We start from the raw sequence: 21,956 nt of genomic DNA, 5'->3' as shown, positions 1-21,956 counted from the left end.
CAAGGACGGCCTGGCCCCTGTCGGTGTGAACGGTTCACAAAGGCATTTATGTGCCGTCCCACGGGCATGCCCACACCCCCAATGCGTGCCTTTGTCTTGATGTCTGTTTTTGTATCAATATTCCTGCTGGCCACCCAGGCTCGCGCGGAAGCCCCGCCGCCGACGGGGGCCACCGTCCTCCAGAGCCGCGACGGCCGGTCCGCGCTGCGCGTGGGCATGGGTCTGCAGACGGACCTGCGGCTGACGCCCACCGACGATGGGCTCGCGAGCACCTTCTACGTCCGCCGCGCGCGCATCAACCTGTCCGGCACGCTGGCGCCCTTCGCGGACGTGCGGCTCATCACCGACGTGGGCTTGCGTGACACGCCCCTCTACCAGGACGCATGGTTGGAATTGCGCGCCGCGCCCTGGCTGCGGCTGCGCGCGGGCCGGCTCAAGGTCCCCTTCGGCTACGAGTGGCTGGAGACCTCCTCCACCTTCCTGGACTTCGTCGAGCAATCCCTCCTCTTCTCCCTGGTGCTGCCCCGGTACGACCAGGGCATGGCGCTCCACGGAGAGCTGGCCGGCAACCGCGTGGAGTACTGGCTGGGCCTCTTCAACGAGGCGAGCAGCAAGGCGCGCGACGAGGATCGCGGGAAGATGCTGGCGGGCCGGATCGCCGTGGTGCCGGCGGAGGGCATCTCCGTCGCGGTGAGCGCCACCCGCGCGCTGGGCGACAACCTGCCGGAGGAGGCGCGCGGCAAGCTGCCCACGGGCTTCTCCTTCCTGACGGCGCCCCAGTACAAGCTGACGTACGCCACGGGCGCCACGGGCCTGTTCGTCGTTCCACCCGAGTGGCGCCTGGGCGCGGACTTCGTCTCCTTCCAGGGGCCCACGTCGCTGAAGGTGGAGTACGCCCGCTTCTTCTCTCCTTCGCGCGAAGGCTGGCTCACCGCCGCGGACCTGGGCAAGGAGGACCGGCGCGTGCACCTGGCGGGGCTGCGCTCGCAGGCCTTCTACGTGTCCAGCACGTGGGTGCTGACGGGCGAGAAGAAACAGGAGCGGGGCGTGGATCCGGAGCGGCCGTTTGATCCGGGCGCGGACAAGTACGGCGCGGGCGCCTGGGAGCTGGGGCTGCGCTACGGCTTCGCGCGGCTGCGCTTCGAGGGACTGCCTGGCCACGACGGGCCCTCCGAGGAGCGCCTCCAGGAGGTGACCGCCGGCCTCAACTGGTACCTCAACACCAACACCCGCTGGATGTTCAACGCCAGCCGGTACGTCTTCGCCGGGGGGCGCGCGCCCTACGACGAGTTCCTCATGCGCATCCAGTGGTTCTTCTAGAGGGGAGCCGGGGCCATGAGTCTGTTCTTCAAGCTGGGGGCCGCGACGGCGGCCATCCTGTGCTTCTCCATCGCGCTGGTCGTCCTGCTCAACTTCGCCAAGTTCGAGACGACGCTCGGGGAACTCCAGCAGTCACGGCTGCGCGTGCTGGCGCTGGACGCGAAGGCCTCCACCGAGGCGGCCATCGACCTGGGGCTGGCCCTGCCCGCCGTCCGCGACGCGCAGCAGATCCTCACCCGCGTGTCCGGCATGGACCCGGACATCCGGGGCGTGGCCATCCTCGACCGCCGGGGCACGGTGCTGTTCCAGAGCGGGCTGCACGCCACCACCCACCTGCCCGGCTCAGCCCGGGAGCGGGCCGCCTGGTTCGAGGCCGCCGCCGCCGCGCACGGAGGCACCTGGAGCCATTCGGACCGCGAGGCCCTGCTGGTGGGCGCGCCCATCCTCAACCCCTTCAGCCAGCCCGTGGGCTTGGTGCTCATCGCCTATGACCGCAAGGCGCTGGATGCGCGCGCGAGCGCCTTTCTCCACACCTTCGCCCGTCAGGCGCTGTGGCCCCTGGCCATCGGCTTCTCGCTCGTCTGCGCCTTGATGTGGATGTTGCTGAGGCCGCTGGGCCAGCGCTTCCAGGCGATGGAGCAGGCCTTCCGGAACATGGACGGTCCGGCGCACACGCCCCCGGCCGACGAGGCGCTGCGTGCCTTCGACGCGCGCTACCAGGAGGCCTCCCTGGCCCTGGCCCGCGCGGAGCGCTCGCTGGAGGGCCCGGCATGAGCTCCACGAACGACGGAAGTCTGTCCCGGAGCCGCATCTGGAAAGTGAGCCTGCTGCCCACGCTGCTCATCGTGGCGACGCTGGTGGCGGCGTCCATCCAGGCCTCGCGCCTGTTCGAGCAGTCACTGCGGCCGGACCTGCGCGCCAAGGCGGAGACGCTGGCCCAGACCGTGGCGCTCCAGTTCCACCGCGCCGCGGACCTGGGCATCCCGGTGAACCGGCTGGGCGCGGCGGATGCCTACCTGGATGACGCGGCCCTGGGCCACGAGGAGATCCGCTACATCGGCTTCGCCTCGCCGGACGGCCACCTGCTGTACGCGTCCAGGGACCTGAAGGCGAAGCCCGCGTCCTTCTTCGACAAGGTGCTCAAGGCCCACGCGATCGAGGAGGCGCGCGGTCTGGCGCGCCTGGACGGAGACCTGGACCTGGTCCACCCCGTGGTGTCGCGGGGGCGCGTCATCGGCCAGCTGCACCTGGGCATCGACGCGACGTACGCCGAGCAGCGGCTCCAGGAGATCCACACCGACGTCCTCATCACCCTGTTCGTGACGGCGCTGGTCACCGTGGAGGTGCTCATGGCGCTGATGGGCCTGCTGGTCATCCGGCCGCTGCGGCTGTTGCGGCGCCTGCTGGAGCTGGGCGGCGCGGGGGACTTCACGCGGCAGGCCCGGGTGCGGCTGCACGACGAGGCCACCCGGGCGCTGGCCTCCGCGGGCAGGCTGGTGCGCGGCCTCAACCGCCGCCACGCGGCGCTGGACGAACGCGCGGCGCCGGAGCTGGCGACGCTGCGCGAGCGCTTCCGCTTCGGAGACCCGAAGGCCCCCGCCGCGCTGGAGGAGCCCGGGACGAGCGACCTGCGGCTGCCGCTGTTCGTCTTCCTCTTCGGCTCGGAGCTGTCGCGCTCGTTCTGGCCGCTCTTCGTCAAGCGGCTGTACCACCCCAGCCCGTACTTCTCCGAGAGCTTCATGGTGGCGCTGCCCATGTCGCTGTGGGTCACCGCGATGGTGGTGTGCACGCCGCTGGCGGGGCGCCTGCTCAACACCCGGAGCAGCCGCGTGGCGATGCTGGTGGGCATGGTGCCCGCCGGCCTGGGCCTGTTCATGACAGGCCTCGCGTCGAGCCTCACGGAGCTCTTCTTCTGGCGTGTCGTCACCGCGGGCGGCTACGGCATCGTGACGACCACGGCGCTCTTGCACGTGGCGCGCACGTCGAAGCAGAGCCACGGCGCGCGGAGCATGGGCGTCTTCGTGGGCGCGTCCACGGCGGCCAGCGTCTGTGGCACCGCCATCGGCGGCATCCTCGCGGACCGCATCGGCTACGCGGCGACGTTCGGGGTGGCCTCGGCGCTGGTGGGCCTGGCCATGGCGCTGGTGCTGCTGCTGGCTCCGGACCTGGGGCCTGTCCGGGCGAGGGAGGAGGGAGAGCCCCGCGCGATGGCGGCCTACCTGGGCATCCTCAAGCGCGGGCGCGTGCTGCTCTTCATCCTGCTGGCGGCCATGCCGGCGCGCCTGGTGCTGACGGGCTTCCTCTTCTACCTGACGCCCCTGCGCCTGCATGCGATGGGCTTCACGGAAGCCGCCATCGGCCGGTTGATGATGGGCTACTTCATCGTCACGGTGTTCGCCACGCCGGTGGTGTCGCTGCTGGCGGACCGCCATGGCTGGCACCGGGGGATGATGCTCGTGGGCGGCGGGCTCTCCGGGCTGGGCGTGCTGCTGTTCGCGTCGGCCGGTGGCTCGTGGCAGTTGTTGGCCGCGGTGCTGCTGGTGGGCCTGGGACAGGCGTTGGCGGCCACGCCGCTGCTCGCCAGCATCCCGCCGCTCTTCGCCGAGGAGTGCGCCGGGTTCGGCCTGGACTCGCTCCTGTCTGTCTTCCGGATGATCGAGCGGGTGGGCAGCCTCGTCGGCCCGCTGCTCGCCGCCGCGCTGCTGGGCGCCAGCGGCTTCGTGCGCAGCACCCACGTCATCGGCGTCGGGATGCTCGCGCTCACCGCGGGCCTCGCCGCCTACCTCTTCCTGCGTTCCCTTCCACCCACCACTCCCACTCCGAAAGCTCCATGACCGCCATCACCCAGAACCTGTTGAAGCTGACGCCCACGCAGCGCGAGCACCTGGACGTGTTGTTCCTCGCGCAGTACGCGCCGGACCCCGGAGCCCCGTGGCCGGAACTGCACCCGGAGCACGGCGTGCTCCCGCGCTACAACCACGAGCTGTTCCACACGCTGACCGGACTGGGCCTGCGGTGCTCGCCGTGCCGTTCGCTGGAGGACCTGGTCCACCTCCGCAGCGAACCCAACTACGTCTTCACGCTCCTCAACCGCGCGCCGGTCCGCAACTCGGAGGTCTTCACGTCGGCGTTCTGTGAATGGTTGCAGGTCCCCTACCTGGGCGCGCCGCCCAACATCCGCGCGCTGGCGGAGGACAAGCACCTCACCAAGCTGATGGCGCGCTCGCTGGGCATCCCGACGGCGCCCTGGGTGACGTGCCCGGCGGAGGGGAAGCTGCCGCCCGCGCCGGACTTCCGGGGGCCGTGGATCATCAAGCCGCGTTTTGGCGCCGCGTCCGTGGGCATCTCCGAGGACAGCATCCAGGAGACGGAGGCCGGGCTGCACGAGCGCCTGCGCCTGTTCCAGGACCTGGGCCAGGCCTGCCTCGTGGAGCAGCTGGTGCCCGGCCTGGACCTGACGGTGCCGGTGCTGGGCGGTGAGGAGCCCATCGTGCTGGGCGTCGCGGAGGAGACCTCCTCGCTGCCGCACGGCATCGTCACCCACCGGCAGAAGCGGATGCTGGACGGCGGGCGTGAACGCCGCATGGCGCCTGAGGGGCCGCTGGCGGAGACCCTGCGGACGTACGCGCTCCGGCTGTGCGCCGCGGTGCGGGACTTCGACTACCTGCGCGTCGACTTCCGCCAGCACCGCGACACCGGCGAGCTGTTCCTCCTGGAGTTCAACATCGGCTGCAACCTGGGCAGCCACGCGGCGGTGATGTTCACCGCGCGCAACGCGGGGTTCCGGCAGGCGGATGTCATCGAGCACATCCTGCGGCACAGCCTGGACCGCCAGGGCCGGATGTGGCGGAGCGCGTCCGCCCGGACGGAGGCGGGGCGATGACGGCCCGCGCCTTCCTCTCCGCGCTCGTCCTGCTGTCGGCGGCCTCCGCCTCCGCCGCGCCGTACCGCGTCTTCATGGTCATCCACCGCACCGGTGCGGAGGCGGACCAGGGCTTCCGGGACTACCTGCTCAGCGCGGGGCTGGAGGTGGAGTTCACCGTCCGCAACATCGAAGGCGACGCGAACCGGCTGCCGGCGGTCATCCAGGAGATTCGCGCGCGGCGTCCGGACCTCATCTACGCCCAGAGCACGCTGGTGACGGAGGGGCTCGTGGGCCGGTTGGGCGAGGTGGATCCCGCGCGGCACATCACCGACGTCCCGGTGGTCTTCGCCATGGTGTCGGACCCCATCGCCTCGGGGCTGGTGACGCGACTGGAGGGCTCCGGGCGCAACCTCACCGGCGCCATCCACGTGGCCTCATTGCCGGTGCAACTCAAGGCGATGCAGTCGTTCATGCCGCTCAAGCGGCTGGGCGTCGCCTACAACCCGTCCGAGCCGTCCCAGCGCAACATGTTCGACAAGCTCACGCAGCTCACCGCGCAGGCGGGCATCGAACTGGTGGCGGTGCATCCGCTCGGCAAGGACGGGAAGCCGGACGCGGCGCGCCTGCCGGCGATGATGCAGGCGTTGGCGGCCCGGAGGCCGGACCTGGTGTACCTGCCTCCGGTGAACTTCTTCGCGCCGCACAGCCAGCTGCTGATGGACGAAGCGATCCGCCTGGGCCTGCCCACCTTCTGCGCCATCGAGGTGCAGCTGGAGGCGGGCGGCATGATGGGCCTGGTGGCGCCCTTCTACAACGTCGGGGGCCTGGCGGGCTTCAAGGCCACGCAGATACTGCGTGAGCACCGCTCACCGGCGGAGCTGCCCGTGGAGACGCTGTCCCGCTTCTCCTTCGAGGTGAACATGCCGGCCGCGCACGCGCTGGGGCTGTACCCGCCCATGCACATCCTCAGGTACGCGCGGATTCGCGAGCGGTAGCGCGGGCCGCCTCCACGGTCCCCAGGTGCAGCAGCTCCTGCAGCAGGTCGAGCATGAGCTGCTGGCCCAGGTCGTGGCCCACCGCGTGAGAGAAGCAGTACGCCAGCCGCAGGGTGCCCCAGCGCTGCGCGAGGGTCGCGGGTGCGAGCGCGATGTCCGTCAGCCGCTGGCACAGCGCCTCCAACGGCGAAGCCACCTGGGAACCGAAGGCGATGCGATGCAGCAGCTGGCCGGTGAGCTCCTGGAGGAAGGACGCATCCTCCCGTGACGCCTCCAGCGCCAACGTCTCCGCCTCCGTCAGGTGGGCCTCCATCCCCGCCGCCAGCAGCACCGCCTCCAGCACGCGAGCGTGCCGCGGGTGGGCGGGCTCCGCCGCCAGCGCGACGGGGGACATGCCATCCATGATGCCCAGGCGCATGTCGCGGGCCTGGGCCTGTGTCAGTCCCAGTTCGCGGCACAGCTGGGCCAGCGGCAGCTGCGCCGGACCCGGGTGGCCGCCGTGCGCGGTCGCGGCCCGCAGCGCCAGTCCGTAGGCCAGCAGGCGGTTGGGGCCGTCCGGCAGTCGCACGCGCAGCGACGCGAAGAAGGCGTCGCCCTCCAGCGGGGCGGCGGTCCGGCGCGCCAGGCGATCCGCGAGCAACTCGCGCCGTGGATCGATGACCTCCGGGTCGCCCAGCACGCCGCGCCAGGCCTCCAGGTGATTCGCCCGGGTGAGGGGGCCCTGCGTCCGGATGACGAAGACCACCGCGTCCAACAGCGCCAGGTCCCTTGTTTCACAAGCCTCTGCGATGTGCGTTCGGATCATGCCGCCAGGACGGCACCGGCGGCGAGGCTGTGATTCCCAGCGGAAATAAAAGAAGCCCCACGGGGCGCTTACCCCGTGAGGCCTGTCTGAAGTCACCGCATGCGTGTGATTACTTGAGGGTCCGGTTGATGCGACTCACCTCGGAGTCGTGGACCGTCACGGCATCGAGGATGAGGTTGGCGTAGGCCTGGGCCGCGGTGGCCGGCGTCTTGTTCACCCCGTTCGGACCATTGAGGTAGAGGTCGAGCGCGCCCACGCTGAGCTTCCACTCGTCCTTCAGTTGGGCCGGGGCCTTCTTCAGGCACTGGAGCCCGGCGTCGATGATGGTCTTGCAGTAGTCCTGCCACTGCGTGTTGCACGCCTGCCAGGCCTTGTGCTGCGTGGTGGTGGAGTTGGGGGGCGGATACATCGGGCTCCAGGACTCGCCACGGCCCAGGTGCGTGGAGGAGGCCGGGTGGCCGGTGGCCTCCATGAAGATGCTGCAGGGGAAGCACGAGGCCAGCTTCGTCGTCTTCTTGCCCACGGCGATTTCATACGGCGTGCCGGGGTTGTAGGGCGTCTTCTTGTTCGGGCTGAGGTCGTTGGCCAGCTTGTTGACGCGCACGTCGTAGATGGCCTGGATCATCCCGTGCGTGTACGCGCAGATGTCGCGGTTGCGCTGGGGCGCCGGGCCCTCGAAGTGCATGCCCTGCTGCTTGAGCCCGGGCTTCGCCGGGTCATTGTTGTCCTGCTCATTGGCGGCGCCGATCATCCCCCAGGGCTTGTCCGGGAGCGCCTCCGGGGGATGCCACCGCCGCCCGTAGGTGATGTCGAACGGCACGTTGTGCCGGAAGGTGCTCATCAAGCCGGTCTGCCCATCCGTCCGGCCATCGATGAACCCCGTGTAGGCGCCGCGGCCCTGGTAGCCCAGCTTGTCCGCGGTGTCCGCCTGGGTGGCCAGCAGGAACAGCCTGGCGGCGGTGCCGTCCGGCAGCGGCGGGTCGTAGCGGTAGGCGTCGGCGGGGTTCTTGTCGCCGGAGCCGCCGGTGATGCGGCCGCCGGTGGTCCAGATGGGCGTCTTGCCCAGCACCACCTTCTGGTCGGGCTTGAGTCCTGACGCCTGCAGCAGCTGGTTGAGCTTCTGGATGGCGGAGAGGTGGGTGGGGTCCAGCGGCTTCTCCCGCAGCTCCTGCTCGGACAGCTTGTGGCCGTCCTCCACCTCGAAGTCGACCCGCGCGTGCCGCTTGTTCACGTCCGCGTTCGTGAGACGGCTCCAGGCCCACCCGAGGACCGCCGCCGTCATGATGACATCCGCGTCCTTGGCGTATTGCGTACCCGGGCTCAGGATGCCCTGCTGTTTCACCAGGCTCATCGAAGACCTCTCCCTCTGGAGCTTTGAGCGCCCGCTCCGATAGGCGTTGGAGCCAGGACGCGAAGCAGGAGCCCGTTGTGAAGGAGAGGGGACCTCGGGGGCTCAGGGGACAGAGGGCCGGGGAGGTGGCACGCAGGTGTCGAGCGAGTAGGGGCGGCTGCGCGCGCACCAGTCCGGCCGGCCCGCGCCGGTCCACGAGAGGACGAGGTCGGAGGCACTTCCTCCCTGGATCTCCCCGGGCCATGTCTCCACGAGTTGGAGGCCCTGGTCCGCGCTCCAGCGGAACAGATCGATGGGCGGTCCTTCGCGGATGGTGGAGAGCGCGAGCGCCACCGTGTGCTCGGGGCCACAGAGGACCCGGGGCACGTGGCGCGGGCCCTGGTAGATGGTGGAGCGATGGACCTCCGTGTCGTGCTCAATCCACACGTGCACCAGGTGGGAGCCCCCGAACTCCCCGGTGGCGTCCGTGTCCTTCACGAGCGGGGAGACGACGAGCTCCGCGTCGCCGCACCACTCCTTGACGCTGGTCTGGGCGGGCAGCGTCGCGCGGATCGCTCCGGAGCGCGTGTCGACGAGCAGGCTGTCCCCCTGCATCAGGTTCACGAGGGCCAGCTCCCCGTGAGGGCTCGCCGAAGTGAAATAGACGCCCTCGATGCGCCGGGAGCCCGCCGTCATCACGGAGTCCACCCGGCAGGAGTTGTTCTCCCAGTCCAGCCACTTGCAGGTCCTCACGTGGCGGACGGTGGCGGAGCCCACGGCTTCGGTGCGGTCGGACTCCAGGCGCCGGCCACACGCCGCCGCGAGCAGCAGGCAGGAGAGGAGGGCGGCACGGTGGGGAAGGGGCTTGGGGCGCGGAGGCGCTCCTGGGCCTGGAACTCCGGATTTGAGCTGGGGCGGACGCCCCGTAGGATGGAAGCCTCGTCGGTGGCGGCGATTCATGGAGGAATCATGTCAAAGATGCTGAAGGGATTGTTGGCGGCGGTCCTGCTGGTGGGCTGTGGTGGCACGGAGGCGGATGTGGATTCGCCGGCCGAGCTCGCCTCCCGGGAGGACGCCATCAACGTCTGCAACGTGGGGGCCGCGCCCTATTCCCTCTGCAATGGGGGCAACGGTGTCTGCGTTTATCCTTCGGCGAGCAGCCGCAACGCGGACTGCCGCCCGAAGTGTGGCGTCGCGTGTGGAACCAGCGCCGACGAGTGTTGCATCGGGTATGCCCCCCTCAATTTCTGCGAGATGAGCCGGGGCTGCGGCGGCGGGTCGCCGGGGCCCATCATCGACTGAGCTCCGGGGCACGTCGCGGTCCGTCTCCGCGACGCGCCTGCTGGGGACATCCCCTGGCGGACCTCGGCGCATTCCCAGACGCGCTGGGGGCCGTTGGGGGACACCGGGTACGAGCTGCCCATTCCTCGAGGTCGATTGGAGTTCTCGCCATGAACTGCACGAACTGTGGTGCCCCGCTCCCGCCCTTCTCGTTCGGACGCTGCGACTGTTCCAAACAACCGGGCACGAGCTCCAAGAAGCGCAGCCGGGCGGAGTACGAAGCGACGAATCAGCCCTCGGGCTCGAACGATTCCGCGATTCTCAAGAAGCGCAAGCGCCAGCACAGCGCGCTGTCCGTGCTGTTCATTCCGTTCGACGCGGGCGGCACCTCCCGGACGCAAAAGGGCCTCTCGGACTCCGGCACGCGCGGCGAGATCTTCTTGTCGGAAAAGGACTCGTTCCGGCGCATGCCATTCGACCAGGCATTCTTGGAGAAGCGCAATCTCGACCTCATGCCTCCGATGACACCGAAGGAGCTGGTGAGCATGTCGACCAACTCCAATGTGACCTTGGCGTTTCGACCGGAAGGAGCCAATCCGTTGCTGTCGAAGACCGTGGAGAACAAGGTCAGATGGGACATCAACTACGACGTCATCGCGTGCGCGGCCGTCGACAAGCTCGGTTCGGAGCACGATCGCGACTGGGAGAAGTTGCTCTTCACTCACGTGGCGGTTGGGTCTCGTCAATCCCGTGTCAAATGTGGCTGCACCCAGCACTTGACGCCCCCCTCGCTGGTTCCGAAGGTGTTTCCAGAGCTGATTTTTCTGTCGGAGGAACTGAACTACAACAAGTTCCCCGACGAATTGACCGTTCATGACGTCAAGTACCTGCGAATGGACGAGTCGGCGCTCCCCTACAACGACCAAGGCGGGGTCAAGGACTGGAAGCAGCAGATCACTGGCTACGTCCGCTCCGCCCACCGCGACAGTGAGGAGAAGCAAGCCCGGTTTTCAGCCAAGAGAGCCGTCACCAACAACAATGAGAATGTCTTGTTGGTCACCAAGGAGCTGGCGGGTATCAAGCTGGTCGCGTGTGGCGTGCACTTCTCGTCCAAGTACGTCAGTGCGTGCAAGAACAACGATGAGAAAGCGCGCGCGGTGCTTGAGGAGAAGATCGCGTGGAGCAAGCTCAGCGGCGCCGACCTGCTGATCGGCGACTTCAACTTCGATTGCTCCTTCAATCCGCAGTTCATGCCCGAGTATGCGTCGGGTCCGCAATACATCTCCGTCGGAGACCGGATCGAGCAGGTGGTGTCGACGCGCGCGTCGAATACCAGCCAGGACACGCCACAGCGGTTCATGAACGCGGTGGTGACCAACGACTCGACCCAGATCGAGCCCACCCGCCTCTCCGGTATCGCGCGCCCCGTGATCGGCGACCAGTCGCTCGAAAGCGGTTACTACAGCGATCATCCGTGGATTTTCGTCACGGTCAGCAAGACGCGGGACAATCCCCTTCCCGAAGACTTCCTGAAGATCCCGACCTTGCCGATGCTCACCTGGAAGTAGGTTGATTCGATCTTCTCCCAGCCGCCATCACGGGGAGGCCATGAGCTTCGGGGAGCTGCTCGCCCCCGGAGCACCAAGCGGTCGCTCTCCCTCCGCCGCGGCGGTTGCGCCTCCGCGCCCCGGGCGCCAGCGTCAAGGCTTGATCATGAGGCATACGGGAGCCAACGCAATGGCGGAACAAATCACGCAGAAACAGAAGGCCCAGGAGCCTGTCATCCCAGCTCAGCTGGGGGTCCAGACGAACCGCAAGATCGAGGACCACGCGCTCATCGGAAACATGCGCTCGGCGGCATTGGTCGCTCGGGACGGGACCATCGACTGGTTGTGCCTGCCAGACTTCGACTCGGACGCCTGCTTCGCGAGCCTGCTCGGGACGGAGGAGAACGGTGAGTGGGCGCTCGCACCGAGGGAGTCCATCCAGAAGATCACCCGCCGCTATCGGAAGGACACCCTGATCCTCGAGACGGAGTTCACCTGCGCCTCGGGCTCCGTCCGGTTGATCGACTTCATGCCTGTCGGCCAGGAGTTCCCCAGGATCGTCCGGACCGTCGTGGGGGTGAAGGGGACGGTGGCGATGCACTCGAAGCTGACGCCACGCTTCGCCTTTGGCCGCTCCATCCCCAAGGTAGAAAGCGTGGGCGGCTCGCTCCGTGCGTTCGCCGGCCCGGACGCCATCTTCCTCCGGCGCACGGACAGGGATACGGCGTCCCCCCTGGTCTCGAACTTCGAGGTGACCGAGGGCCAGCGGTTCTCCTGGGTGATGAGCTGGAACTACTCGTGGTTGGATCAGGTCCCGCCGAACCTGGATGCGGACCAGTCCGAACAGGAGACCGACCGCTACTGGACCCAGTGGGCGTCGAAAATCGTCCCGCCGCCGAGGTACCGCGACGAGGTCGTCCGCTCCCTCATCACCATCAAGGCCTGCAGCTACGAGAGCACGGGCGGAATCGTGGCCGCGCCCACCACGTCGCTCCCGGAGACGCCGGGAGGCGAACGCAACTGGGACTACCGCTTCACGTGGCTGCGCGACGCCGCGCTCGCGCACAACGCCCTGTCGCGCGCGGGCTTGCGCGACGAGGCATCCTCGTTCTGGAAGTGGGTGATGCGCGCCATCGCGGGAGACCCCGCCCAGATGCAGATCATGTACGGAATCCGAGGCGAGCGCCGCCTCACGGAGTCCACGCTGGACTGGCTCGATGGTTACGGTGGCGCGAAGCCCGTGCGCATCGGCAACGGGGCCTACAACCAGTTCCAGCTCGACGTGCTCGGCGAGGTGGCCGCGGTGCTCTACGCGGGCGCGAAATACTTCGGCGAGGTCGGCCCCGTCGCGCAGCGCGCGCTGCTCAACGTCGCCGAGCACGCGATGAAGGTCTGGCAGAATCCCGACAAGGGCATCTGGGAGATGCGCGGACCCAATCGCCACTTCACCGCCTCCAAGGTGGCCGCGTGGGCGGCGCTCGACCGGGCCATCAAGGCCTCGGATGAGACGAAGATGGCGGCCCCGATGGAGCGGCTGCTGGAAGCCCGGGAGACCATCTTCGAGGAGGTCTGCGCGCAGGGGTTCAATCGCGAGCTGAACAGCTTCACGCAGTACTACGGCGGCAAGGACATGGACGCGAGCCTGCTCTACATCCCGCTGACCGGCTTCCTTCCGGCAACGGACCCACGGGTGGTGGGCACGGTGGAGAGCATCGAGCGCGAACTGCTCCAGGACGGGCTGGTGCTCCGCTTCAAGCCGGACGCTACCGGCTCCGTGGACGGGCTCAGTGGAGAGGAGGGCACCTTCCTCGCGTGCTCGTTCTGGCTCGCCGACACGTACCAGATGATGGGGCGCTTCGAGGATGCCCGGCGGCTGTTCGAACACCTGCTGTCCTTGAGCAACGACCTGGGCCTGCTCGCCGAGGAGTACATGCCGAAGCTGCACGCGCAGCTGGGCAACTTCCCGCAGGCGTTCAGCCACTTCTCGCTCGTCAACGCGGCCTACACCCTCACCGAGCCCCGCGCCTGACGCGGCTCCCGGGCCTTCTTCGGAAGGCCCGGGAGCTCCAGGGCGCGAACCTCAGTCCGGCCAGGTCCAGTCCGCGATCTCAGGCCGGTCCCGGCCGTGCTCGTGCGCGTAGGCCAGGTTGTCGAGGATGGCGTTCTTCATCTCCTCCTTCAGGTGCCCCGCCTTCGCGTGCAGCTCCGGCACGCGGTCGATGACGTCGATGACCAGGTGGTAGCGGGACGTCTCGTTGAGGATTGCCAGCTCGAAGGGCGTGTTGATGTTGCCCTTCTCCCGGTAGCCATGCACGTGCAGGTCTTCGTGGTCGATGAAGCGATAGGCCAGCTTGTGGATGAGTGACGCATAGCCGTGGAAGCTGAAGATGATGGGCTTGCCCGGCGGGAACAGGCTCTGGAGCTCGCGTTGCGTGGACCCGTGCGGGTGATCCGCCGACGACTGGAGCTTGAACAGGTCGACGACGTTGACGAAGCGCAGCTTCAGGTTCGGTGCGCGCGCGCGCAGGATGGAGGCGGCGGCCAGGGCCTCCTGCGTCGCGACGTCACCGCAGCAGGCCATGATGACATCCGGCTCCGCGTCCTCGTCCGTGCTGGCCCGCTTCCAGATGCCGAACCCCTTGGCGCAGTGGGCGACGGCCTCGTCGATGCTGGTGAACTGCAGGTGCTTCTGCTTGTCCGCGACGATGACGTTGACGCAGTCGGTGCTGCGCAGGCACTGGTCCGCCACCACCAGCAGCGTGTTGGCATCCGGCGGCAGGTAGATGCGCGTGACCGAGCCGGACTTGTTCGTCACCAGGTCGATGAAGCCCGGGTCTTGATGTGAGAACCCGTTGTGGTCCTGACGCCACACGGTCGAGGACAGCAGGATGTTCTCCGAGGCAACGGGTGCCCGCCAGCTCACATGGTTCTTGCTGATGTCCAACCACTTGGCGTGCTGGTTGAACATGGAGTCCACGACGTGGGCGAACGCCTCGTAGGTGTGGAAGAGGCCGTGGCGCCCCGTGAGCAGGTACCCCTCCAGCCAGCCCAGCAGCGTGTGCTCCGACAGCATCTCCATGACGCGGCCGTCCCGCGCGAGGTAGCCCCCGTCGGCATCCTCCGGCACCAGGTTGGCCATCCACGTCTTCCCGCTCACCTCGTAGAGGGCCTGGAGCCGGTTGGAGGCGGTCTCGTCCGGACCGAAGACGCGGAAGCTCGTCGGGTTGTCGCGCATGATGTCGCGCAGGAACTCGCCGAGCGGCTTCGTGTTCTCATGCAGCGAGGTGCCGCGCGAGCCGACCTTGACCGCGTAGTCGCGGAAGTCAGGCAGCCTGAGCGCCTTGCGGAGCAGGCCGCCGTTGGCGTGGGGGTTCGCGCTCATCCGCCGGGCCCCCTTGGGCGCGAGCGACCGGAGCTCCGGCATCAGCCGTCCCTCCGCGTCGAACAGCTCCTCGGGCCGGTAGCTGCGCATCCAGTCCTCGAGCGCCTTCAGGTGCGCCGGGTTGCCTCGCACGTCGCCGAAGGGCACCTGGTGTGAGCGCCAGGTTCCCTCCAGCTTGTGGCCGTCCAGTTCCTTCGGACCGGTCCAGCCCTTGGGCGAGCGCAGGATGATCATGGGCCAGCGCGGACGCGTCGGGGTGTCCGTCAGCCGTGCCGTCTTCTGCAGGGCGCGGATCTCCTCGACGGCCTGCTCCAGGGTCTGCGCCATCTTCTGGTGCATCTGGGCCGGGTCGCTGCCCTCGACGAAGTAGGGCTTGTAGCCGTAGCCGACGAACAGCGCCTCCAACTCCTCCGGGCTGATGCGGGCGAGGATGGTCGGGTTGGCGATCTTATACCCGTTGAGGTTCAGGATGGGCAGCACGGCGCCGTCCCGCACGGGGTTGAGGAACTTGTTCGAGTGCCAGGCCGTCGCGAGCGGCCCTGTCTCGGCCTCGCCGTCACCCACGACGCAGGCGACGATGAGGTCCGGGTTGTCGAAGGCCATGCCGTACGCGTGGGAGAGGCTGTAGCCCAGCTCGCCGCCTTCGTGGATGGAGCCTGGCGTCTCCGGGGTGACGTGGCTGCCAATGTGCCCGGGGAAGGAGAACTGCTTGAAGAACTTCCGCATCCCCTCCGCGTCCATGCTCTTGTCTGGATAGACCTCCGAGTAGGTGCCCTCCAGGTACGCCGGCCCGAGCACGCCCGGGGCGCCGTGGCCCGGCCCGGCCACGAAGATGACGTCGAGGTTCTGCTCGACGATGAGCCGGTTCAGGTGGACCCAGGTGAACGAGAGCGCCGGGCTCGCGCCCCAGTGGCCGAGCAGCCGGTGCTTCACGTCCTTCGGCACCAGGGGCCGGTGCAGCAGCGGGTTGTCCTGGAGGTAGATCATCCCCACCGCCAGGTAGTTGCACGCCCGCCAGTACGCGTTCATCAACTCCACTTCCCGGGCGGTGAGCGGTCCCCCGCCTCGGGTCTGCTCGCGGCCTGGAGCGGAGGGCCCCTGGCCGTGCTCCCTGGCGGACAACGGCGACCCATACTCCGACGCTTCCGTTCCTTCGGGGTGTGCCATGGCATGCCTTCCATCAGTGGTGGGTGTGGAGTGTGGAGTCGGAGGGGGCGAAACCCGCTTCGCCCTCCATGTCCGCGCTGTACGCGCCAAGGGCAGCCGCGCTGTCACACCAGGCGCGGTGGCGGAACGCCTGCTGGGCGGCGGGCACCTGCGCGCTCTGGCCCCGCCAGGCTTCGAGCGCCTCGTCCTGCAGCGCGCGTCCGTAGGAGAAGCTCAGCGTCCAGGGCTTCGGGCCTTCCAGCGCGTTGATGGCGTTGAGGTGCTCCGTGGCCAGGACCGCGTCCTGTCCGCCGGACAGGAAGACGATTCCGGGGACCGCGGGCGGCACGTGGCGCGTCAGGACGCGCAACGTCGCCTCCGCCACCTCCGCCACCGGGACGTGCCTCGCGAAGCCGTGGCCCGCGGTGACCATGTTCGGCTTGAGCAGCATCCCTTCCAGGGACGCCCCCGCGGCGAAGAGCTCATGGAAGACCGCCTGCAGCACGCGCCCCGTCACGTCCTCGCATTGCTCGAGCGCGTGCGCGCCCTCCATCAGGACCTCGGGCTCCACGATGGGCACCAGGCCCTGCTCCTGGCAGAGGACGGCGTAGCGCGCGAGCGCGTGCGCATTCGCGTGGATGCACGCCGCGGAGGGCATCCCGGCGCGGATGACGAAGACCGCGCGCCACTTGGCGAAGCGCGCGCCCAGCTCGCGGTACTCCTCGAGCCGCTCGCGGAGCCCGTCGAGCCCTTCCGTGACGGACTCTCCGGGCGCGCCGGCCAGGGGGTGGACGCCGGCGTCGACCTTGATGCCGGGGATGATGCCGCGGTCCGACAGCAGTTTGACCAGCGGAATGCCAGCCGCGCTGCGCTGACGAATCGTCTCGTCCTGCATGATGACACCGCCGATGAATCCGGTGATGGCGGGCGTACTGAAGAGCAGCTCCCGGTAGGCGCGGCGGCTGTCCGCGGTCGACTCGATGGCGCGCGCGGTCAGGCGCTTCGTGATCGTGGAGACCGTCTCATCCGCCGCCAGGATGCCCATTCCGTCTGCAATGATGGCTCGCGCGGTTTCACCGAGCCCTGGCCTCGTCGGCATGTGTTCCTCCCATCCCCCGGAGGGAAACGTGAGGGCGTCCCGGTGCGCCAACAACTGGCGGTGGGGCGCTTGGTAACGGGTCTGCCTTTGAGCACCGGGCTGGATGGTGCGGCCCACGTCGCGATGCCATCTTGATGCAGGCTCCCACTGTCACGGATGACGCCCGGTGTGCGGAGGCGGCGAGCGGGCAGGCGGGCGGAGACGGCCATGACCATCAAGTTGCTCATCGCGGACGTCGACGGGACCATGGTGACGCGGGACAAGATCCTCACGCCGCGAACCTGCGAGGCCGTCGCCCGGCTGCGCGCCAGCGGCATCCAGTTCACCCTGACGAGCGGGCGGCCGCCGCGTGGGATGGCAGGGCTGGTGGCCCCACTGAAGCTCACCGCTCCCCTGGCGGCCTTCAACGGTGGCGTGTACGTCAAGCCCGATCTCACGACGGTGCTGGCGCAGCGGACCCTGCCGCCCGCCATTGCCAGACAGGCCGTCGACTTCATGCTCCAGGCGGGCCTGGATGTCTGGGTCTACCAGGGGGTGGAGTGGTTCCTCCGCGCCCCCGAGGCCTTCCGCGTGGCGCGCGAGCGGAGCAACGTCGGGTTCGACCCGGTCGTCATCGCGGACCTGCACGGCGTGCTCGATGCAGTCATCAAGCTCGTCGGGGTGAGCGAGGACACGGCGCGGGTCGCGCGCTGCGAGGCGGAGCTCGCCTTGCGGCTGGGCACCGATGCGTCGGCGGCACGTTCGACGCCGTACTACGTCGACGTCACGCACCCTGAAGCGAACAAGGGGATGGTCGTGCGCGAGGCCGCGCGTCTGCTCGGGCTTCCCCTGGAGCAGATAGCGGCCATCGGGGACATGGCCAACGACCTGCCCATGTTGAGCATCGCCGGCATGGGCATCGCCATGGGCAACGCCAGCCCGGAGGTCCAAGGGCCCGCGCGCCACGTCACGCGCACCAACGACGAGGAGGGATTCGCCCACGCGGTGGACACCTTCATCCTGGGCCAGCCGCCCCTCGCGCGGACGAAGCTGGGGCTTCCGCCGCGCGCGCGCGCCTGCCTCTTCAGCCTCGACGGCGTCCTCACCCAGACCGCCAGCCTCCACGCCCGGGCCTGGAAGCAGCTGTGCGACTACTACCTGCGGCAGCGGGCGCGGTCCTCGCGCCAGCCCTTCATCCCCTTCGACCTGGTGCGCGACTACAGCCGCGACTTCGACGGCAAGCCGCCCCTGGAAGGCCTCCACGCGTTCCTCGACGCCCGCGGAATCGAATTGCCGGAGAGCACGGTCCACGCGCTGAACGAGCGGAAGGGAGAGCTCCTGGTGGAGCTGCTCCGGCAGGAGCGGGTTGAGCTGTATGAGGGGACGGTCCGCTACGTCCAGGCGGCGCGCGCCGCGGGACTCCGGACCGCGGCCGTCTCCGCGAGCAGGCACGGCGCGGAGATGCTCCAGTCAGCCGGCATCCCAGACCTCTTCGACGCGCGGCTGGACGCCACACAGCCCCCGGAGCTCTACCTCGCGGCCATCCGGGCCCTGGGGGCAGACGCCGATGATGCGGTCATCTTCGAGGACACGCCCGCCGGCGTCGCGGCCGCGCGGGCAGCCCACTTCGCCTATGTCATTGGCGTCGACAGGGTAGGGCGGCCCGCCGAACTGCGCCGCCACGGCGCGGACCTCGTGGTGCCGGACCCCGCTGTCCTTCTGGGGCAGGACGAGGCCTCCTGAAGGCGCGCCTCGTCCCTGCTGGGAGGGCGGCAGGGTAGGCGTGTGCCTTTTGAAAATGACCTGACCTTACGTCGCCGGGTACAGCACCTGTCGCCCCCGCACTTGTGCGAAGGCGGTGAGCCGGTGCGGCTCCACGCGGGTGGGGCTCGTGATGTGCGTCACCAGGACGCCCCGCGCCCAGAGCGCATCCGCCACCAGCGAGCGATGGCAGCGCAACCTCGCGCAGCGCCCCCAGCCCTTGCGCGAAGTCCTCCGTCATCCGCGTAGCCGCGAAAGCTCAGGCTGCATTGGGCGAGTCCTTGCGCGCACGCCGCAGCCTACCGAGCGCTGTCAGGTGCAGGTACTCGACCCCCGCCCGTGCCATCGTCCTTCCCAGCACGTCCACGTTGAACCGCGGGATCGTGCGGGAGCGGGGCACCGTGCGGATGCCCACCCGCGTCCGCACGCCGTTCGTCCACGGCACCTCCACCAGTTCCTCGAGGGTGCGCGTGGAGTGGGCTAGCGACCGGCAAGGCATCCCTCCCACCGGGGCGCAGGCGTTGTGCGCTTGCCCGGAGCTTTCCTCGGACGCGCGCTGGCACGGGGTTTGGAACAGGGCAGGGCCGTGATGGAACCTCGGCGGGACGTACTTCGCCCCGGAGCTGGAGCGGCTGCGCGCCTTCGAGTCCGATGGGCTCCTGGTCCGCGACGGCACGCAGCTGGAGCTGACGGCGCTCGGCCGCCTCTTCGTGCGCAACGTGGCGATGGTGTTCGACGCCTATCTCGCCAGGGCCGCGAAGCCCTGTTTTCCCGGACGGTGTGAAGTTCGCGGCGCCGCAGGGAGAGCCGGTTGGTCCTCGAACCGCCGCGCTGGAACGCAGAATCTGCGCGGGCCCCATGGCGCCGCGCAGGGGTTGCGCGGGTGGAAGAGGGCATCCGAGGCAGCGTGAACGGCTGGGGGATTGCAATGACGCCTTTTCCGTCATGACCAGCCTAGAGCTCGCGCGGTGGCAGTTCGGAATCACCACGGTCTATCACTTCATCTTCGTCCCCCTCACCATCGGGCTCGCCCCGCTCGTCGCGCTGCTCCAGACGCTCTGGGTCGTGACCCGGAAGCCGGGGTGGCTCCGGCTGACGCGGCTCTTCGGCAAGCTCTTCCTGATCAACTTCGCGCTCGGCGTGGTGACGGGCATCGTCCAGGAGTTCCAGTTTGGAATGAACTGGAGCGAGTACGCGCGCTTCGTGGGGGACGTGTTCGGCGCTCCGCTCGCGATGGAAGCGCTGGCGGCCTTCTTCATCGAATCCACGTTCCTGGGGCTCTGGATCTTCGGCTGGAAGCAGCTGCCGCGCGCGCTGCACCTCGCCTCCATCTGGCTGGTGGCGCTCGCCGTGAACCTCTCAGCCTATTTCATCCTCGCGGCCAACTCCTTCATGCAGCACCCCGTCGGGGCGCGTTTCAATCCCGCCACCGGGCGCGCGGAGATGACGGACATCCTGGCGGTGTTGACCAACAACACGGTGCTCGTGGCCTTCCCCCACACGGTGACCTCCGCCTTCCTGGTCGCGGGCACCTTCGTGGCGGGCGTCTGCGGCTGGCTGATGGTGCGCTCGAGCCAGTCAGGTGAAGCGGCGGCGGCCCAGACCTTTCGCGGCGGGCTCAGGCTCGGCCTGGTTACCGTCATCGTGTCCGGTATCGGCGTGGCGGTGAGCGGGGATGCCCAGGCGAAGCTGATGTTCGAGCAGCAGCCCATGAAGATGGCCGCGGCTGAAGCGCTCTGCGACGGACGCGCCGGGGCGCCCTTCTCCCTGTTCGCGGTGGGAGACCTGAACAACGACTGCCGGGGCGTGCGCCACCTGCTGGAGATTCCCGGCCTCACGTCCTACCTCGCGCGCGCGGATTTCCAGGCACCGCTCGAGGGCGTCAATGACGTCCAGAAACGCTACGAGGAGCGCTACGGGGCGGGTCCGGACTATGCGCCCAACCTCGCCGTCACCTACTGGTCCTTCCGCTTGATGATTGGCCTGGGCGTGGGAAGCGCGGCGCTGGCTCTGTTCGGGTTCTGGCTCACGCGCGGAGGCGTGGCGAGCAACTCGGAGCGGTTTGCCCGGCTCAGCCTCGCGGCGCTGCCCACCCCGTTCCTCGCGTGTTCCTTCGGCTGGATCTTCACCGAGATGGGACGGCAACCCTGGCTGGTGGCGCCCAACCCCACCGGGGTGGACGCGCTTCGCCTGCTGACGGCCAGCGGCGTGTCCACCGCCGTTTCCCCCGCCATGGTCTGGACGACGCTGATTGGCTTCACCTGCGTCTACGGCGCGCTGGCGGCGGTCTGGTTCTACCTGATGCGGCATTTCGTCCGGGCGGGTCTGAAACATCCGGCGACCCTCGCGAGCGAGGACAGCCATCCTGAAACCGCGCCGCTGTCGTTTGGCTACTGAACTCCCGGCCCTCTTTCCTGGCATCGATAAACAATCATGGAACTGAATACACTCTGGTTCTGTCTCATCGCGGTCCTCTGGACGGGCTACCTCGTGCTCGAAGGTTTCGATTTCGGCGTGGGGATGTGGCTCTCCGTCCTGGGCAAGACCCCGGCGGAGCGCCGCGCGGTGCTGCGCACGATTGGCCCGGTCTGGGATGGCAATGAGGTGTGGCTGCTCACCGCCGGGGGCGCGACGTTCGCGGCCTTCCCGGAGTGGTACGCGACGCTCTTCTCCGGCTTCTACCTGCCGCTCTTCCTGATTCTCGTCGCGTTGATCGTCCGCGGCGTCGGGCTGGAGTTCCGCTCCAAGCTGGAGAGCCCCCGGTGGCAGCGCCGCTGGGAGCAGGCGATCCAGGTGGGGTCGTGGGTCCCCGCGCTGCTCTGGGGTGTCGCCTTCGCGAACATCGTGCGCGGGGTGCCACTCGACGCGAATCATCAGTTCACCGGGACGTTCCTCGGCCTCCTGTCTCCGTTCGCGCTGCTCGGCGGCCTGGCCACCACCTTGCTCTTTCTCAGCCACGGCGCGGTCTTCGTCGCGCTGAAGACCCAGGGCACGCTGCGGACGCGGGCGCTTGGCTGGGCCCGGCGGATGGCGTTGCCCACGCTCGGCGTCAGCGGTGCCTTCGGCCTGTGGACGCAGGTGCGTTACTCGGTGGCCTGGACGTGGCCGGTGCTGGGGTTCGTGGCCCTGGCGCTGGGGGCGGCGGCGCTGAGCGTCTGGCGGGAGCGGGAGGGCTGGTCCTTCACCTTCAGCTGTCTGGCCATCGCGGGCGTGGTCGTGCTGCTCTTCGGCTCGCTCTTTCCGGACGTGATGCCAGCGCTCGAGCCGGCGCACTCGCTCACCGTCCAGAACGCCTCGAGCACGCCCTACACGCTGCGGATCATGACCTACGTCGCCGTCGCGCTGGTGCCGTTCGTACTGGCCTACCAGGGCTGGACCTACTGGGTCTTCCGCCAGCGCGTCACCGTCGACGAGCTCAACCCGGCGCTGGGAGAGGGCTGACCGAC

Annotated in this window: 18 protein-coding genes; 11 read left to right on the top strand and 7 right to left on the bottom strand. The window is 68.8% G+C overall.

Going from position 1 to position 21,956, the window contains the following annotated elements; all coding sequences use genetic code 11:
* Window positions 1-99: 99 nt before the first annotated feature.
* The 5 genes from D7Y15_RS00395 to D7Y15_RS00375 are packed head-to-tail and all read left to right on the top strand — an operon-like array spanning window position 100 to window position 6,180.
* Window positions 100-1,320, top strand: coding sequence for a porin (locus D7Y15_RS00395; protein WP_233604790.1), 1,221 nt, complete (start codon window positions 100-102; stop codon window positions 1,318-1,320).
* A gap of 15 nt (window positions 1,321-1,335) precedes the next feature.
* The gene (locus tag D7Y15_RS00390) at window positions 1,336-2,094 is read left to right on the top strand and encodes a cache domain-containing protein (RefSeq protein ID WP_120576506.1); all 759 of its coding nucleotides are present in this window, start codon (window positions 1,336-1,338) and stop codon (window positions 2,092-2,094) included.
* Window positions 2,091-4,154 carry an MFS transporter gene (locus D7Y15_RS00385; RefSeq protein ID WP_121751341.1) on the top strand — a complete coding sequence of 688 codons (2,064 nt, stop codon included), beginning with the start codon at window positions 2,091-2,093 and terminating at the stop codon, window positions 4,152-4,154. The genes D7Y15_RS00390 and D7Y15_RS00385 overlap by 4 nt, the downstream gene beginning before the upstream one ends.
* Window positions 4,151-5,203: a hypothetical protein gene (locus D7Y15_RS00380; protein ID WP_121751340.1), complete on the top strand. Its 1,053-nt coding sequence runs from the start codon at window positions 4,151-4,153 to the stop codon at window positions 5,201-5,203. The genes D7Y15_RS00385 and D7Y15_RS00380 overlap by 4 nt, the downstream gene beginning before the upstream one ends.
* Window positions 5,200-6,180: an ABC transporter substrate-binding protein gene (locus D7Y15_RS00375; protein WP_147452055.1), complete on the top strand. Its 981-nt coding sequence runs from the start codon at window positions 5,200-5,202 to the stop codon at window positions 6,178-6,180. Before D7Y15_RS00380 ends, D7Y15_RS00375 begins: the two co-directional genes overlap by 4 nt.
* Here D7Y15_RS00375 and D7Y15_RS00370 read toward each other — a convergent pair.
* The 3 genes from D7Y15_RS00370 to D7Y15_RS00360 all read right to left on the bottom strand — a co-directional run bounded on the left by D7Y15_RS00370 (window position 6,152) and on the right by D7Y15_RS00360 (window position 9,275).
* Window positions 6,152-6,985, bottom strand: coding sequence for a hypothetical protein (locus tag D7Y15_RS00370; RefSeq protein ID WP_126936248.1), 834 nt, complete (start codon window positions 6,983-6,985; stop codon window positions 6,152-6,154). The two genes, D7Y15_RS00375 and D7Y15_RS00370, sit on opposite strands and share 29 nt — an antisense overlap.
* Window positions 6,986-7,094: 109 nt before the next feature.
* Window positions 7,095-8,336, bottom strand: coding sequence for a hypothetical protein (locus D7Y15_RS00365; protein WP_120576511.1), 1,242 nt, complete (start codon window positions 8,334-8,336; stop codon window positions 7,095-7,097).
* Window positions 8,337-8,438: 102 nt separating this feature from the next.
* Window positions 8,439-9,275, bottom strand: coding sequence for a hypothetical protein (locus D7Y15_RS00360; protein ID WP_147452056.1), 837 nt, complete (start codon window positions 9,273-9,275; stop codon window positions 8,439-8,441).
* Between the two features lie 9 nt (window positions 9,276-9,284).
* Here D7Y15_RS00360 and D7Y15_RS00355 point away from each other — a divergent pair, with 9 nt between their 5' ends.
* The 3 genes from D7Y15_RS00355 to D7Y15_RS00345 all read left to right on the top strand — a co-directional run bounded on the left by D7Y15_RS00355 (window position 9,285) and on the right by D7Y15_RS00345 (window position 13,172).
* Complete coding sequence (locus tag D7Y15_RS00355) at window positions 9,285-9,617, top strand: hypothetical protein (RefSeq protein WP_147452057.1); 333 nt, start codon at window positions 9,285-9,287, stop codon at window positions 9,615-9,617.
* A 149-nt stretch (window positions 9,618-9,766) separates the two neighbouring features.
* Window positions 9,767-11,164, top strand: a complete 1,398-nt coding sequence (locus D7Y15_RS00350; RefSeq protein WP_121751339.1) for a hypothetical protein — start codon at window positions 9,767-9,769, stop codon at window positions 11,162-11,164.
* Between the two features lie 169 nt (window positions 11,165-11,333).
* Window positions 11,334-13,172 (top strand): glycoside hydrolase family 15 protein, encoded by a 1,839-nt coding sequence (locus D7Y15_RS00345; RefSeq protein WP_121751338.1) that lies wholly within the window; start codon window positions 11,334-11,336, stop codon window positions 13,170-13,172.
* A 51-nt stretch (window positions 13,173-13,223) separates the two neighbouring features.
* Here D7Y15_RS00345 and D7Y15_RS00340 read toward each other — a convergent pair whose 3' ends face one another.
* Window positions 13,224-15,692, bottom strand: coding sequence for a phosphoketolase (locus D7Y15_RS00340; protein WP_199745863.1), 2,469 nt, complete (start codon window positions 15,690-15,692; stop codon window positions 13,224-13,226).
* 13 nt (window positions 15,693-15,705) lie between these two features.
* Window positions 15,706-16,770 (bottom strand): class I fructose-bisphosphate aldolase, encoded by a 1,065-nt coding sequence (locus tag D7Y15_RS00335; protein WP_120576516.1) that lies wholly within the window; start codon window positions 16,768-16,770, stop codon window positions 15,706-15,708.
* Window positions 16,771-16,977: 207 nt separating this feature from the next.
* Here D7Y15_RS00335 and D7Y15_RS45130 point away from each other — a divergent pair, with 207 nt between their 5' ends.
* Complete coding sequence (locus tag D7Y15_RS45130; protein ID WP_233604787.1) at window positions 16,978-18,492, top strand: Cof-type HAD-IIB family hydrolase; 1,515 nt, start codon at window positions 16,978-16,980, stop codon at window positions 18,490-18,492.
* A 66-nt stretch (window positions 18,493-18,558) separates the two neighbouring features.
* Here D7Y15_RS45130 and D7Y15_RS45455 read toward each other — a convergent pair whose 3' ends face one another.
* Together D7Y15_RS45455 and D7Y15_RS45450 are read right to left on the bottom strand one after the other, a co-directional pair.
* Window positions 18,559-18,708 (bottom strand): hypothetical protein, encoded by a 150-nt coding sequence (locus D7Y15_RS45455; RefSeq protein WP_233604786.1) that lies wholly within the window; start codon window positions 18,706-18,708, stop codon window positions 18,559-18,561.
* A 61-nt stretch (window positions 18,709-18,769) separates the two neighbouring features.
* A complete protein-coding gene (locus D7Y15_RS45450; protein ID WP_233604785.1) occupies window positions 18,770-19,009 on the bottom strand; it encodes a DUF488 family protein in 240 nt (79 codons plus the stop codon).
* Window positions 19,010-19,455: 446 nt separating this feature from the next.
* On the opposite strand from D7Y15_RS45450, the gene D7Y15_RS00315 reads away from it, so the two are divergent.
* Window positions 19,456-20,907: a cytochrome ubiquinol oxidase subunit I gene (locus D7Y15_RS00315; RefSeq protein ID WP_120576518.1), complete on the top strand. Its 1,452-nt coding sequence runs from the start codon at window positions 19,456-19,458 to the stop codon at window positions 20,905-20,907.
* Window positions 20,908-20,943: 36 nt separating this feature from the next.
* Complete coding sequence (cydB, locus tag D7Y15_RS00310) at window positions 20,944-21,951, top strand: cytochrome d ubiquinol oxidase subunit II (RefSeq protein WP_120576519.1); 1,008 nt, start codon at window positions 20,944-20,946, stop codon at window positions 21,949-21,951.
* The last annotated feature ends 5 nt before the right edge of the window (window positions 21,952-21,956 follow it).

The organism is Corallococcus sp. AB030 (assembly GCF_003668965.1).
In the GTDB taxonomy this organism is placed as follows: domain Bacteria; phylum Myxococcota; class Myxococcia; order Myxococcales; family Myxococcaceae; genus Corallococcus; species Corallococcus exiguus.
The sequence above is the reverse complement of the archived record's forward strand: the minus strand, read 5'-3'. Positions and strand labels throughout refer to the sequence as shown.